Source organism: Kaistella gelatinilytica (assembly GCF_015679325.1).
Lineage (GTDB): Bacteria > Bacteroidota > Bacteroidia > Flavobacteriales > Weeksellaceae > Kaistella > Kaistella gelatinilytica.
The window spans coordinates 241,967-255,813 of sequence record NZ_JADPVI010000002.1; the positions used below are offsets into that span (position 1 = coordinate 241,967).

Sequence of the window (13,847 nt, forward strand, 5' to 3'; positions counted from 1 at the left end):
CTTTAAAAACAGAAGATTATATTTCTCCTCAAATTTTAAAAATTTTTTAGTTATTTCAGGGTAGGTTAATTGATTGAAATGCACTGTTCTCTGTATTTTTAATTGGTGTGTGTTGCTTTGTAAGAGAGAAAAACACCCATTATTAGATTTGCAATATTTGCATACATTAAACCGAAAGAAACACCTATAATTTTATTGGAGTACAGATTGATAAACAGATAAATAAATCCCACGACCAAAACCGAATAAGAGGCCTGATAAATAATCATATACTTCCATTTTTTCATACTCCAAATAACATTGACCCCTATTACAGAACCTTTCATAATTCCGGCAAATAATAAAATTTGCATGGGAACAATACTTTCAATATAATTAGGAAAAAAATCAGTCACTACTTTCGGGATTACAAAATAGCCCACCACGAATAGCGGGATTTGAATGATTAGCAATAAGGCTGTTATTTTTTTTACATATTGCCAAAGTATCAATTTATTTTTGTCCTTTCCGTATTGAAAAGACATTTTGGGATAGATATAACTCGCAATAGAATTGGAAAATAAAGTAGAAAAAACAAGGGCATAGAGGGCGAAAGAATAAAATCCTAAATTTTTCAGATCTGTAAATCTTATAAGCATCAATTTATCAAAAGTTAATGCTAAAGATTCTGCATATGCTAAAATAAATATCGGAAATCCAACTTTAAATAGTTTTAAAAAAATTTTTTTATCCCATTTCATAATAACCTTAATGGGTCTGTTAATATGTAAAAGGATAACAAACAGGATGATAACGATCACTGCCTTCAGCAACATCCCATAATAAGAGAAGTAAAATACTAAAAGTATTGTAATTAAATTTACGACAGCATCAACAATCTGTAAATACGATAACTTTAAAAATGAATTATTGGAACGAAATGTTGAAAGCAAATGATTCTGATAAAAGGTAAATACAATGATGAAAGAGACTGCTAAAACACCGTATTTAACTTTGTCACTTTCAAATGGAAAGAAGAAATATAGTAAGATTCCAACTAAAAAAAAAGCAACAGAAAGGTAGAGCGTAAATGTTTGCGCTACACTTACCATTAATCTTCCTCTCTTATTTTTTCCTTCCCCAAAAGACAAGGGCAATTCCAGATTCAAACCGTTGATTACCCCGCCTTGTAAAAACAAAGCGTAGATAATAAATAACGATAGTGTAGTCCATAATCCAAGATCTTCCGGAGAAATAAATTTCGCGATAAAAAAGCCTGCTACCAAAGTAGCAAATGCTTTAATTATGGAACTTGAAGCATAGACAATGGGTGTCTTATAAGTAATAAAAGTATGTTTAACTTTTCCTGGCAATGCCCTCATAAATTAATTTTTCAAAACCCACTGACTCATTTTGTTTTTTACAAACAAGTCGTGGTTATATGATTTTTCGATGATGTTCCAGAAATCTACTTCGGAATAATTCATAAAATCACAAAAGTCTCTAACCGCCAATGGATCTAAAGCATGGTCATGTTTTTTCACAAGTTCAAATGCTTCTTCTCTTGTAATTAAACCATATCTTACCATTCTTGCTGCATAATCTGTGGCAGAAGCATGACCGAATTTTGGATATTTCATCCAAGAATGCACAAGGTAAGCCCTCGTATCAATTTGATCAAAATTTTCAACGTGATGCGTTCTGATCCATTCATGTGTTAAATCGTGAAACCCTTTTGTTTTGGCAATTTCATAATTTTTGAAGCTGTTCCATTCCACGAAATAGCTTAAATAAATAGGTTCCAATTTAGAAATATCTTCCGCGGAAGGTGGTTCAAAAAAGTTAAGATCCTTCATGCTGAGACCATTTTCTAACAATTCTTCGGTCGGAATTCCTGTTCCTACTCCATTATTGATCTGATCTTTCGCAGAAAAAGTTTCGACTGCATTATCTCCACCATATTCATAGCCAACATTTTCTCCGTAAACAAGTAAAGGAGTATTGAATTTTACAGCCATGTGAAGCGGATACGTATAAATATACCGGTCCACAAAGTAAGTAGGTTTACCATATTTAGCAAAAGTGTAATTCATTGCTAACTTCTGCGCTTTGATATTTGGTTTCATGCTGATAATATCGCAACCGAATGCTTCAGAAATGTTTTTGATATTATGATTTCCGGCATCAGTCATCGGAAAGTTATCTTCCACAGTCACCAATAAAGGATTCATTCCTAAAATTTCTTTGAACATATGAACCTGATAATGGCTGTCTTTTCCACCACTAACAGCGATCATACAATCGTAGCCGTTTTCACCGTTTCTACCTCTATGCTGATCACATAATTTTTTAAGCTCCTCGAATCTTGCATCATAATCCGTCTTATCCCTTCTTTCATAAGATTGGCAAGCTGAACAAACTCCTTCTGAATTGAAAGTAATTCCGGGTCTCGTATCCGGCATTACGCATTTAGTACAATATTTCATATTTTTATTTTTATTCGTTAATCATTAAGCCCTGTCGCGGAAACATTATGCCGAAGTTTCCATAATCCATTGTCATCTTTTCCCCACAAATGAGGTGAACGGAATTTATCAGAAAGTTCATTTTTGAAATAATCAGGATCAATGTCTAAATAATCCATGATCTCATCAAAATAGCGGTCTGGAAATTCGCCATCAAATCTGTTGACTAATGCAACACCATCTTGTCTTGTAAGATGTTTATTTCTAATTTCCTGCGAAGCATCATAAGTTGCTCTACCAATTCCGAATTTAATATAAGTTGTATAGTAGTGCAAATCGTCAATTTTATCATCAATACTGTTATATTTGCTGTAAGTTCCCTGTGTTCGGAAAGGTCTAGCTTTAAACCCAGTATTCTCTACGGCATAGTAATACACTTCTTGTGGAGTCCATTTAAGATAATACCCTAAATAATGGACGTCAATTTCAGATTTTTCTAATTCCTGTGCACTCGCGGGTAAAAAAGAAAGCAAATCATTCAAAGGTACTTTGTAATCATCTTGTAATTCCTTTATAGAAACTCCACCCAGGTAAATTTCATCAAGATTGTTAAAACTGTAATATGATTTATCTCGTAAAGAACTTGCATTATCAGCAATCGGATTACCATACTCAGCCTCATTTTCTCCGTAAAATATCATTTTAATTCCAAACTTAGCTGCTATTTTAGGAGCCAGATTTTTTTGACCTAGAATAAAGGTTTGGAAAGGGTGAAATAAATTCTCAATGGAAAGCTTTGTAAGCAATTTCATCGTTTTTCCATTTCTATTAAAAGAAATATTATCAAAACCACTATCAATCCAATTTTTCCAATTTTTGTACCCGTAATCTGTATATAAAATGGGAGGCCAGGTGACAGTTAAAGGATTCATGCCATATTTATATTTCAACACGTGAGCTTGATAAGCGCTATCTTTACCACCACTACCTGGAACCAAACAGTCATAACTTCCATCAGTACTGCGATGTTGATCGAGAAGCGCAACTAGTTCTCGTTCTCGCTCTTCCCAATTAATTTTTTCCTTTTGCTCTGCATTTTTACAAGCATCACAAACGCTGTTTTCATCAAAATTAAGGGTCGTCTTTTTGCTTTCTTTAGTATGTTTGAATTCTATTGCGGAGGCAGGTCTCTGATTACTCATTACGCACTGAGAACAAAATTTCACCTCAGCAGGTAATCCATAAAAAGCTTCTCGTTTTTCGTTTTGCATTGATGAATTTTATTTTAAGTTATTTGTTAATGCCCAGTCATTGTATATTTGCAAACCTACTTTTCCGCTCTTTTCGGGATGAAATTGACAGGCAAAGATATTGTTTTTCAAAATACTTGAAACATATTTATGTCCATCGTAATTAGTTACGGACAGCCCGACATTTTCCTCTGGAACAATATAATAAGAATGTACAAAATAAAGATATTCTTCTTTCGTAATATTTTGTAAAGGGGTATTTTCCCAATTTTTATCCTCTAGCGGTGAAATATTATTCCAACCAATTTGTGGAATTTTTATTTTATTTCCTTCCAGATTTATACTAGTAAATTTTGTTACTTTACCTTTAATAATATCTAATCCTTTTACTAATCCAAACTCTTCACTTTCAGAAAATAATAATTGAAGTCCCAGACAAATCCCCAGTAAAGGTTTATTTGAAGTAACCGCATTTTTTATAGGACCGATAAGATCCAAATTGCGCAGATGATTCATGGCATCGCCGAAAGCGCCTACTCCTGGCAAAACTAAAGCATCTGCGTTTAAAATGGTTTCCTTATCAGATGATATTACTACATCTAAACCGATATTTATAAGCGCCTGATTGACACTGAATAGATTGCCTAATTTATAATCAATTATACAAATTTGTTTTTTCATCTCTATGACGTTAATCGTGTTGGAATATTTGACATTGCCATTTCATACTTGATCTTCTGAATGGTTGATGGATCTATATACTTTGGAATTTTACCGGAATTTAAGAAAGAAACATTTCCTTCTGAACTGTAATTTTCAACTTGAGTTTCCGCCAGAACAGTCATACAACCGTAATGTAATATTGAAGCAATCGCAACACCATCAATATTTGAACTAGAGATAACATCTACAATATTTTTTGGATCTTTTGCGCCTCCATGCGCAATTACAGGTATCGAGACTGCTTGAGCAATTGCTCTGTTCAATTCTATATCAAAGCCTTCTCCAGTACCTTCCCGATCCACGGAACTAATTACAATTTCACCGGCTCCTAATTCTTCAACTTTCTTCGCCCATTCAAATACGTCAACACCGGTATGTTCTCTACCATTATCAGTGAAGGCAGAATAAGAGCCATCATTATTTTTAATTGCTTCAATTGCGATTACAATCGTCGAACTACCAAATTTTCTGGACGCTTCTCTAATAAAATTGGGATTATTGATTGCACCAGTATTAATAGCAACCTTGTCTGCACCTGCTCTTAGTACATTTTGAATATCAGAAATTGTTCTGATCCCACCGCCAACAGTTAATGGAATAAAAATCTGTCTCGCTGTTTTAGAAATAATGTCTTGTAGATTGTTTCTATCATAAAGGCTTGCTACAGTATCCTGAAAAAACAGTTCGTCTGCACCATTTTCATAATAAAATTTAGCAAACTGATCAGGTTTGCCCAATACTCTTAAACCTTCAAAATGGATTCCTTTCACCAAATTTGGTCCCTTGATATCTAATCGGGGAATAACTCTTATTGTTTTCATTAATTGTTTTTATATTGCAGTCCAGCCGCCATCTACCATCAGGTTATGTCCAGTAATGTAAGAAGCTAAATCTGAAAGTAAAAAAATCACAGATGGTGCAATCTCTTCTGGATTCGCGAGTCTTTTTAACGGCGATTTTTTAGAATAATTCTCTATAAAAGAAGCTTTTTGCTGCTTTTCATCTAAAACTCCACCCGGCGAAACACAGTTCAGTCTTATATTATATTTACCATAATAAGAAGCTAAATATCTAGTAAGATTAATCAGTCCACCTTTAATTGCTGCATATGCTGCAGGAGATGTACCTCCATATTCTTCGTAAAGGGTAAAATCATTTCCCACTACTCCATAAATAGAGGCTATATTGACGATCGATCCAGAATTCTGCGCCTTCATGATATCCAAAGTCTTTTGACAGAGGAGAAAAATGCTGTTCATCTGCAGATCGATATTTTTTTGCCATGATTCGAACTTTATATCTTCTACTTTATTTCCCCAGTCTGCAGTTCTTGGATACGCGTTATTAACCAGTCCGTCGATTCTACCGTACTTGGACATTACTGTATCAATCAACTGCTGAATGCCTGATTCCGTAGTAATATCAAAATTAAGTTCTCCATTTTCTTCATTGTGTCTATTGCCAATATCAACATTGACCACAGTTGCACCAGAAGATTTGGCACCTTGTACAATATGCTTTCCGATTAATCCATTGCCACCGGTAATGAGGATCACTTTATCTTTTAAGATTGATGTAAACATAAATTTAATATTTCATAAGCTTCAGCAGCGGTATTAAAATTGAGATCATTTCCCATTAAAGTATATTTCAGGAAAAAATCCATTTGGCTTTGGTAGGTGTCTAAAATATTTTGAGAAGATGAAAAAATCTTTTCTTCCATAAAGGACACTTCGTTTTTTAACAGATCAACATGATAAGTTCCGTGCTCGCAAACGATTTCTAAACTTCTTTTAGAATCTTTACGATAATAATTTAAAATTACATTTGCCGTGAAGCCTTCATATTGCCACCGATAATTGGCATAATCAAAGGCGGAAATATTTAAAGATGATGAATGACTGAATTGAGAATCCGTTTTTACTGGAGCCCCAAATAACCAATAAGTATAATCTAATTCATGAATTAAATCAATATGCACACCTCCTCCTAAATGTTTATTTGCGCTGTATGATTTTCTAAAATCTTCTGCAGGACGCCAGTTTGGAAGATAAGTTCCACAATAAATATTGACCTCATTGATTCTCTTACCCTGTATTTCTTTTTTTATAAACTGAATGCATTCTAAAAATCTCAGATTACATGCAACGTAACTTGGTATTTTCAGAGCTTCGATGCGCTGGACAATTTCTTTTTCTTCTTCGCCAATTTTTTCAAACAAGGGTTTTTCAATAAAAAGCGGTATTTTTAAATCCAATAATTTAGAGAGAGAATTTTTATGTTCACTGGTCGGATTAGAAATAATGGCAAAGTCAAAAGTATGTTCTTTTACCTCATCTTCACTAAACAAATTAATAACGTTTTCAAAAGTTGGGGAATCTCTGGAAAATCTCCAGGCGAAAAATTCGGCATTTTCCGTCAATTGTTTGATTGCTGTAATATGTTTACGGGCAATCGATCCTAATCCAACAATTAGTACTTTCATTATTTTACAAAATCAAAATTCAATTTAGAATTTTCCATCAGAAAAGACATAATCTCAAAATCAATGGGATGATCCAGATCAAAACAAATATGAGGAACTTCGTACACCAAAGTTTTCTCTGTAATAACCGTCTTATTTTCTATCTTGAAAAATTTATCTTTAAAAATATAAAAAGAGGCATTCATATCATAGACTTTTGGAGCAGATTGTCTCGTCAGAAAAAGACCTTTTTTACAAAGAGAATAAAATCCGTCTTCATTTTCCTCCACCATATTAAAATAGGGATTTCTATTGGCAGGACTTACCGAAAAAATATTGAAAGCTTCTGAATTCTCCTGTAAAAATTGAAGAGCATTTTCCAAGTCCGCTAAATTTCTCAGGGGCGAAGTAACATCTAAATCAATAACGAAATCATACTTTTTCTGATACTTCGTTTCTGCATAATTTTTAGCGTCGGCTATTGCATCTAATTTCCCGGCAGTATCATTTGCCAAAATTTCCGGACGGGAGTAGTCAATATCGGTTGCAGAGGAAATTTCTTCTACTACATTTTTAATTTCAGCATCATCTGTAGAAAGGACAATCTGAGTATTTCCCATTTTAACAGCAAACTGTTCTGCAACTTTTAGGGAATAATAAATCAATGGATTATTATTAAGGATTTTGATATTTTTACCAGGAATTCCTTTAGAACCACCTCTTGCACAAATCGTAATTAAAAAATCTGCCATTTTTAAATTTTAATATGTTTAATATCTTCCTGTGCTTTTTTAAAATCTGCATGGGTTCCAATATCCAGCCAATATCCATTGATTGGGTAAGTAATAAGATGGTAATCCATTTCAATTACTTTCTCCATTAAATCTGTAATATCATAGAACTGATCTTTTGGGATCATTGATAATAATTTTTTCCGAATGATATAGATTCCCGCATTCGAAAAATAAGTATATCGCGGTTTTTCCTTTAAGTTCTGTACTTTTTGATTTTCGTCGGATTCCAAAACGGCATATGGAACATCAACGTGATAAGAAGTTGCTGCTACTGCCATATCAGCATTTGCGTCAATAAAAGTTTTGTAAAAATCTGCGAAATCGATGTTGGTTAATAAATCGCTGTTCATCACCAAAATATTATCATGTTCAAAATCATCCACCAACAAAACTGATCCGATGGTTCCAAGCGGTTTCTCTTCTTTCAGATATTTAATCTTTAATTTCTTAGAATCTCCATTTCCAAAAAAGTCTTCCAGTTGTTCGCCAAGATAATTAATGCTCAAAAACACATTTTCAATTCCTACTTTCGCAAGGCGGTCAATATTATATTCAATGATCGGTTTGTCACCAACTTTTAGCAAAGGTTTCGGTGTATTCTCTGTTAAAGGTCTCAATCGTTTTCCTTCTCCACCCGCCATTAAAACAGCATCTAAGGGAAGTAAAGTTGTTCTGAACCTGAAATTAAGGATATCAACAATTTGATTTTTTTGATTGAGAATGGGAATTATTTTGAATAAATTTTCTTTAAAATCAGTAAGCTTTTCCTGGTTAAATTCATTTTCATAAATAAATCGTGGATTGGGCTGAATAAAATCGGTGATCGAGTTTTCAAAATCAAGACCCCGGATAAATCCGCGTCGCAAATCGCCGTCTGTTAAGGAGCCAATTAGTTTTGTTTCCTCATCTACCACAAATAAAATCGCATCTGAAGACAGATTGTCCAGCTTAATTAAAGCGTCTCTAACACTTTGATTCTGTAAAATAATATATTCTGTAAATGACTCCATATTTAAATTTTCAAATCATGAAACTTTTTAGTTCTGAACTTTTTCAAATCAATTGATCGAAGAACTTTCATTATTTTTTCTGTCGTAGTTCCATCGCCATAAGGATTAAAAAAGTCCATTCCTTCCTTATTTACTGAATTTCTTTTCACACTTTCAAAGGCGTTAAGAATTTCGTCTTCTTCCACCTTTACATTGATAACACTCTTTGCCTGAATTCTTCCTTTTTGTCTGTCTCCGATATTAATTGTGGGTGTTTTTAATGAAGAAGCTTCTAATATTCCGCTGGAACTGTTACCTACTATGGCATCACACATTTTTACTAAAGACAAAAACCGTAAATTTCCTAAAGAAGTAAATGCTTTTGATTTATCTTTATTTTTTGAAACGTACGAATCAATCATCTGATTAATAATTCTTCCACCACTATCAGCATTTGATTTGGTGAAAATGAAGAAACTGTCTGGTTGTTTATCAATCGCCTTTAACAGAACTTCAAATTGTCTTTCTGGCGACTCTATATCTAATGTTGAGGGATGAAAAGTGACTTGATAATTATATTTTTTAAATTTAATTTCTAAATCATTTTCAAGTGCGCTTTTATCTAATAATTTTAAATTTTTTACAGTGTCCAAACCAATTGCTCCTGCATCGAATACATATTTTGGATCTTCTCCCAACTGTATAATCCTATTCTTATATTCATCGGTAGAAGCGAAATGGAGATGACTCATTTTGGTAATAGAGTGTCTGATCGCATCGTCGTATGCGCCTTCTGTAATTTCACCACCATGAAGATGAACAATTGGTATATTGAAAATCAAGGCAGAAGAAGCAAGAGAAAGCATTTCATACCGATCACCAAGGATTATTAAAAGATCAGGTTTCAAATCTTGTAATGCATCTGAAAATCCTATCATTGCCATTCCCATCGATTTAACTATTGAAGTGGGAGTATCACCGGAGAGGAGCATTTCTACCTTTTTATCAATTGTAAAATTATCCTTTTCAATCTCTTTATAAGTAAGTCCAAACTCAGGAGAAAGATGTGCACCGGTCACCAAAATCTGTAGTTTCCACTTTGGTTCATTTTTTATAGTTTGGATTAAAGGTTTTAGCAAGCCGTATTCAGCTCGAGTTCCTGTTGCTACACAAATTTTCATTCTAATTCAATCAGTTCATCTTCATTAAAATCCCGAGGTGCGACTTGACCCAAAACTTCATCCCATCTCATGGGGGAAATTCCATTACCTGGCCTTTTAACGGTAATATTATTTTCGGCAAATATATCGCCTTTTTTAATATTTTTTTGTGCTACGATACTTTTTCTTGCAATTACTTTGTTTTTAATTTCAGAAGCAGAAGGTTCTTTAATCCCACTTCCTGCAATTGTCAACTCTATATTTCTTATTGCGGATACCATATCCCTCAATTCATGAGGTTCCAATGACGCTGCATGATCCGGACCTTTCATATTTCTATCTAAGGTGAAGTGTTTTTCAATAATTTTCGCCCCTAAAGCAACTGCGGCGATAGGAACTTCAATTCCCGCTGTATGGTCAGAATATCCAATCTCTGTCTTGAATTCTTTCTGAATAGATAACATTGCGAGAAGATTAACATCCTCAAAGGGTGTAGGATATTCAGTGTTACAATGTAAAATTCTAATATCTGCTCGTGAAATTCCTTCCTGCTCGAAAACTTCTACGGCATCTTTTATTTCATTTAAAGTTGACATTCCTGTAGAAATAATCACCTCTTTAAATAATTTAGCCGCTTTTCTTAGATAAGGTAAATTGGTAATTTCACCAGACGGAATTTTTACGATCTCTAATCCAATATCTTTTAAATACTGCAACGATTCTAAATCAAATGCTGTAGAAAAAAATTTAATTTCTTTTTTACTGCAATACAGAATTAATTCTTGATGTTGATCATGGCTAAGTTCCAGTTTTTTCAGCATCTCTAACTGAGATTCTTCTGCATTTTGCGTATTCTCGATTTGATAAGCGGCTTTCTTTGCCGATTTAGAAACAAGGTTTTCAGCTTTGAAGGTTTGGAATTTAACAAAATCAACTCCCGCTTCCACTGCCGCGTCGATTAACAGAAATGCATTTTCTAAACTTCCGTTATGATTAACTCCTGCTTCAGCTATAATTAAAACTTTGCTCATGTTTACTTTTTTACCAATGGATTTCCAAAATAGGTTCCGGAGTGTTTTATATCATGTAAAACCAAACTTCCTGCTCCTATCAAAACATGATCGCAAATTTGCACACCATTCGAAATGCAGGAATTGCTTCCAATAAAGGTTTCAGAACCCATAACACAGTCGCCGTTAATAATCGATTTCGTTGAGATATGACAGTGGTCGCTTACCACAACATCATGTTCTAAAACTGAGGCGGTATTAATAATACAATTTTCTCCGATTCGAACGTTTGCGTTGACAAAACTGTAATGCATAATAATTGTTCCTTTAGAAATGATCGCATATCTAGAAACTTTTGCGGTAGAAGCAATTACTGTTTCAATTTCGGCATTAATCGCATTTAATTGGTCGAATATCCTTTTTCGGAGATCTGCAGACTTTATTTGTCCAGTCGTTATCAAGAAACAATATCCCATTTTAGAAAATTTCTCGTAGTCATCATCACTTCCAATCACTTCGTAATCCAAAACTTTTTTTCCCAGTTCTGAGGGAAGATCCAGTATTCCTTTGATATTATAATTGCCTGTAGATTCCAAAACATCAATGCAAGAGATGCAGTGACCGCCACCACCAATTAGTATGATATTTTTTCTAATTTTATTCATTAGAAGGTCTAAAACTACTTGGAATATTAACTACTCGTTCTTCTAGCCATTTACTATTTTCCAGACCGTCATTTTGAAAATTCTCAAACATTGGTAAACTTGACATCAAGTCCCAGATTGGTCTCGTCATGACTCCACCTTCATTGGTTCTTCTCAAAAATTCGTCGCGTTCTTCGTTGCTTGGTAACATTAAGGCGTTCAACCAATAGTTTGCTTTTGTATCTGCAAGTTCTGTCACGAAATGGTAATCCGTTTCAGAAAAAAATGACTTATATTTTTCTGCAAGTTCTCTCTTATTTGCTAAAATCTGATCCAGCTGTTCCAACTGTGCACATGCTAAAGCTGCATTTAAATTGGGCATTCTATAATTATATCCAATTTCATCATGACTAAATTTCCAGGCATGAGGAATTTTCGCTTGTGTGGTTAGATGTTTTGCTCTTTTTGCAAGTTCTTCATCATCAGTTATCAAAGCTCCACCACCACCGCAAGTAATGGTTTTATTTCCATTGAAACTAAAAACTCCTATTCTGCCGAACGTTCCGGTATGTTTGCTTTTATAGTAACTTCCTAAAGATTCGGCGGCATCTTCAACTAAAAAAATATTCCAATTTTTACAAATTTCTGCCAATTCTTCAATTCTGAGTGGAAATCCAAAAGTATGCATCGGAACGCAGGCTGCGATTTTTTTCCCGGTCGTGCTGTTGTAGGTGAAACCGTCTTCTCTTTTTTGCCCAAATTTTTCAAGAAATGACTGCAATGCTTTTGGAGACATCCCCATTGTATCCCGATCAACATCAATAAAAACGGATTGAGCACCAATGTAACTTATTGCGTTCGCTGTAGCAATAAAAGTTAAGGATTGAGATAAAACTTCGTCCTCAGATTTTACTCCGGCAAGAATTAAGGCGATATGAAGTGAATTGGTTCCATTAACGCAGGCAACTGCAAACTTGGAGCCTGTATATTTGGCAAAATCTTTTTCAAATTTATTTACAAATGCGCCGACTGAAGAAACAAAAGTAGAATCAATTGTTTCATTTAAGTATTTTTTTTCATTCCCTCCGAAATAAGGTGCATGAAGAGGAATAAAGTCTTTCGTATGAAAAGTATCCTGGATGAATGAAATTGTTTTGTCAATGCTATCCATTATTTTACATTTTAGAGTCTAGATATTTACCTGTTTCTTTATGGTTGAAATTTGGGATCATTTTGTTAAATAAATCGACCACATCTTCCTTTTTCCATGTTCTGTGATGACGCATTTCTGCAATTGTGGACTCGAAGGAAATAATCTTATCGGTTTCGATATTTAGGTCATTTTTAATAATTCCTAAATTTTGAAACCGATCCATGTCCAGAATTTCGGTGTCTGTAAAAAATTCCTCAAAGTCTTTTTCTCCCGTAGTATCGCTTTTGGTAAAAAGACAAGGCCACTTTTTATCTGTTGCCAATTCCTCTACCATTTCTCTGGCTTGCTCTTCTGATTCGCAAATATAGGCTTCATATCCAATTTGTTCCAGATACTTTTCTGCAATCTCTGCAAAAGTGATCAAGTGTAAATGTTTACTTAATTTTGGAAAAAAAACATCTCTGTTTTCTCCAAAAAGCGTTGACATTAAACAAAGTTGACCAGATTCTTCTGGAGTTACAAAATATCTTTTAATATCATTTGGTGCCACAATTGGCTGTCTTTTCTGTATTCTTTGATTAAATCCATGAAGCAAAGATCCGTCAGAAAACGCTACGTTCGCAAATCGAGCGGTTGAGATTGTAATTTCTAAACTTTTTCTCATCAGGAACATTTCCATGATTCGTTTGGAAGCTCCCATCATATTAACGGGATTCGCCGCTTTATCTGTGGAAACACAAAAGTATTTTTTCGTTCCTTTTTCGATGGATTGCCCTAAGGTTTTATCAGTATTAAAGATATTCACATCAATCATTCTCATGAGCGTGAAGGGATCTTTTTCTGAACGGACATGTTTTAAAGCAGATAAATTAAGAACATAGTCGTAATTCCCATCGCTTTTAATAAAGGCATCATAAAGCTCAGAACCTATGTCTAAAGCGAAAGTTCTGAAATCACCGTCAATATATCCAGAAGAACTTCTGAGATCTCTCACCAGTTCCACCAAATTATTCTCGCTGATATCCACCACATGAAGTTTGGTCGGGTTACGTTTGAAGATCTCCTTAGTAACTGCCATACCGATGGAACCGGCACCACCAATCACGAGGAAAGAAGAGGTGGAAATAATTTCCTGAAGTTCCTTTTCATGCGTAAGGATATCTTCATCAAATAAACCATTTGTTCTTCCAATTAGACTAAGAATATCCATACTATA

At 34.2% G+C, this 13,847-nt stretch carries 14 protein-coding genes; all 14 read right to left on the reverse strand.

The window, feature by feature from the left end; translation table 11 throughout:
* Window positions 1-98: 98 nt before the first annotated feature.
* From IV494_RS08405 to IV494_RS08470, 14 genes are read right to left on the reverse strand one after another with little or no spacing between them, the layout of a single operon-like run.
* Window positions 99-1,361 carry an oligosaccharide flippase family protein gene (locus IV494_RS08405; RefSeq protein WP_196079714.1) on the reverse strand — a complete coding sequence of 421 codons (1,263 nt, stop codon included), beginning with the start codon at window positions 1,359-1,361 and terminating at the stop codon, window positions 99-101.
* A 3-nt stretch (window positions 1,362-1,364) separates the two neighbouring features.
* Window positions 1,365-2,465: an N-acetyl sugar amidotransferase gene (locus IV494_RS08410; protein WP_196079715.1), complete on the reverse strand. Its 1,101-nt coding sequence runs from the start codon at window positions 2,463-2,465 to the stop codon at window positions 1,365-1,367.
* 17 nt (window positions 2,466-2,482) lie between these two features.
* Window positions 2,483-3,715 carry an N-acetyl sugar amidotransferase gene (locus IV494_RS08415; RefSeq protein ID WP_196079716.1) on the reverse strand — a complete coding sequence of 411 codons (1,233 nt, stop codon included), beginning with the start codon at window positions 3,713-3,715 and terminating at the stop codon, window positions 2,483-2,485.
* 9 nt (window positions 3,716-3,724) lie between these two features.
* Window positions 3,725-4,375 carry an imidazole glycerol phosphate synthase subunit HisH gene (gene hisH / locus IV494_RS08420; protein WP_196079717.1) on the reverse strand — a complete coding sequence of 217 codons (651 nt, stop codon included), beginning with the start codon at window positions 4,373-4,375 and terminating at the stop codon, window positions 3,725-3,727.
* A 2-nt stretch (window positions 4,376-4,377) separates the two neighbouring features.
* Window positions 4,378-5,238 carry an imidazole glycerol phosphate synthase subunit HisF gene (hisF, locus tag IV494_RS08425; protein ID WP_196079718.1) on the reverse strand — a complete coding sequence of 287 codons (861 nt, stop codon included), beginning with the start codon at window positions 5,236-5,238 and terminating at the stop codon, window positions 4,378-4,380.
* 9 nt (window positions 5,239-5,247) lie between these two features.
* The gene (locus IV494_RS08430) at window positions 5,248-6,000 is read right to left on the reverse strand and encodes an SDR family oxidoreductase (RefSeq protein ID WP_196079719.1); all 753 of its coding nucleotides are present in this window, start codon (window positions 5,998-6,000) and stop codon (window positions 5,248-5,250) included.
* Complete coding sequence (locus IV494_RS08435; RefSeq protein WP_196079720.1) at window positions 5,982-6,902, reverse strand: Gfo/Idh/MocA family protein; 921 nt, start codon at window positions 6,900-6,902, stop codon at window positions 5,982-5,984. The genes IV494_RS08430 and IV494_RS08435 overlap by 19 nt, the downstream gene beginning before the upstream one ends.
* Window positions 6,902-7,633, reverse strand: coding sequence for an acylneuraminate cytidylyltransferase family protein (locus IV494_RS08440; RefSeq protein ID WP_196079721.1), 732 nt, complete (start codon window positions 7,631-7,633; stop codon window positions 6,902-6,904). The genes IV494_RS08435 and IV494_RS08440 overlap by 1 nt, the downstream gene beginning before the upstream one ends.
* Window positions 7,634-7,635: 2 nt before the next feature.
* Entirely contained in the window at window positions 7,636-8,685 is a 1,050-nt protein-coding gene (locus IV494_RS08445; protein WP_196079722.1) for a nucleotidyltransferase family protein, read from the reverse strand.
* Window positions 8,686-8,687: 2 nt separating this feature from the next.
* The gene (neuC, locus tag IV494_RS08450; protein ID WP_196079723.1) at window positions 8,688-9,845 is read right to left on the reverse strand and encodes a UDP-N-acetylglucosamine 2-epimerase; all 1,158 of its coding nucleotides are present in this window, start codon (window positions 9,843-9,845) and stop codon (window positions 8,688-8,690) included.
* Complete coding sequence (gene neuB / locus IV494_RS08455) at window positions 9,842-10,855, reverse strand: N-acetylneuraminate synthase (protein ID WP_196079724.1); 1,014 nt, start codon at window positions 10,853-10,855, stop codon at window positions 9,842-9,844. Before neuB ends, neuC begins: the two co-directional genes overlap by 4 nt.
* A gap of 2 nt (window positions 10,856-10,857) precedes the next feature.
* Entirely contained in the window at window positions 10,858-11,499 is a 642-nt protein-coding gene (locus IV494_RS08460; protein WP_196079725.1) for an acetyltransferase, read from the reverse strand.
* A complete protein-coding gene (locus IV494_RS08465) occupies window positions 11,492-12,649 on the reverse strand; it encodes a LegC family aminotransferase (RefSeq protein ID WP_196079726.1) in 1,158 nt (385 codons plus the stop codon). The genes IV494_RS08460 and IV494_RS08465 overlap by 8 nt, the downstream gene beginning before the upstream one ends.
* A 4-nt stretch (window positions 12,650-12,653) precedes the next feature.
* Complete coding sequence (locus tag IV494_RS08470) at window positions 12,654-13,841, reverse strand: UDP-N-acetylglucosamine 4,6-dehydratase (RefSeq protein ID WP_196079727.1); 1,188 nt, start codon at window positions 13,839-13,841, stop codon at window positions 12,654-12,656.
* Window positions 13,842-13,847: the final 6 nt, after the last annotated feature.

Coding starts and splice junctions, on each gene's coding strand:
- hisH (WP_196079717.1), bottom strand. CDS start 4,375: ATGAAAAAACAAATTTGTATAATTGATTATAAATTAGGCAATCTATTC.
- IV494_RS08410 (WP_196079715.1), bottom strand. CDS start 2,465: ATGAAATATTGTACTAAATGCGTAATGCCGGATACGAGACCCGGAATT.
- IV494_RS08430 (WP_196079719.1), bottom strand. CDS start 6,000: ATGTTTACATCAATCTTAAAAGATAAAGTGATCCTCATTACCGGTGGC.
- hisF (WP_196079718.1), bottom strand. CDS start 5,238: ATGAAAACAATAAGAGTTATTCCCCGATTAGATATCAAGGGACCAAAT.
- IV494_RS08460 (WP_196079725.1), bottom strand. CDS start 11,499: ATGAATAAAATTAGAAAAAATATCATACTAATTGGTGGTGGCGGTCAC.
- IV494_RS08405 (WP_196079714.1), bottom strand. CDS start 1,361: ATGAGGGCATTGCCAGGAAAAGTTAAACATACTTTTATTACTTATAAG.
- neuB (WP_196079724.1), bottom strand. CDS start 10,855: ATGAGCAAAGTTTTAATTATAGCTGAAGCAGGAGTTAATCATAACGGA.
- IV494_RS08435 (WP_196079720.1), bottom strand. CDS start 6,902: ATGAAAGTACTAATTGTTGGATTAGGATCGATTGCCCGTAAACATATT.
- IV494_RS08415 (WP_196079716.1), bottom strand. CDS start 3,715: ATGCAAAACGAAAAACGAGAAGCTTTTTATGGATTACCTGCTGAGGTG.
- IV494_RS08445 (WP_196079722.1), bottom strand. CDS start 8,685: ATGGAGTCATTTACAGAATATATTATTTTACAGAATCAAAGTGTTAGA.
- IV494_RS08470 (WP_196079727.1), bottom strand. CDS start 13,841: ATGGATATTCTTAGTCTAATTGGAAGAACAAATGGTTTATTTGATGAA.
- neuC (WP_196079723.1), bottom strand. CDS start 9,845: ATGAAAATTTGTGTAGCAACAGGAACTCGAGCTGAATACGGCTTGCTA.
- IV494_RS08465 (WP_196079726.1), bottom strand. CDS start 12,649: ATGGATAGCATTGACAAAACAATTTCATTCATCCAGGATACTTTTCAT.
- IV494_RS08440 (WP_196079721.1), bottom strand. CDS start 7,633: ATGGCAGATTTTTTAATTACGATTTGTGCAAGAGGTGGTTCTAAAGGA.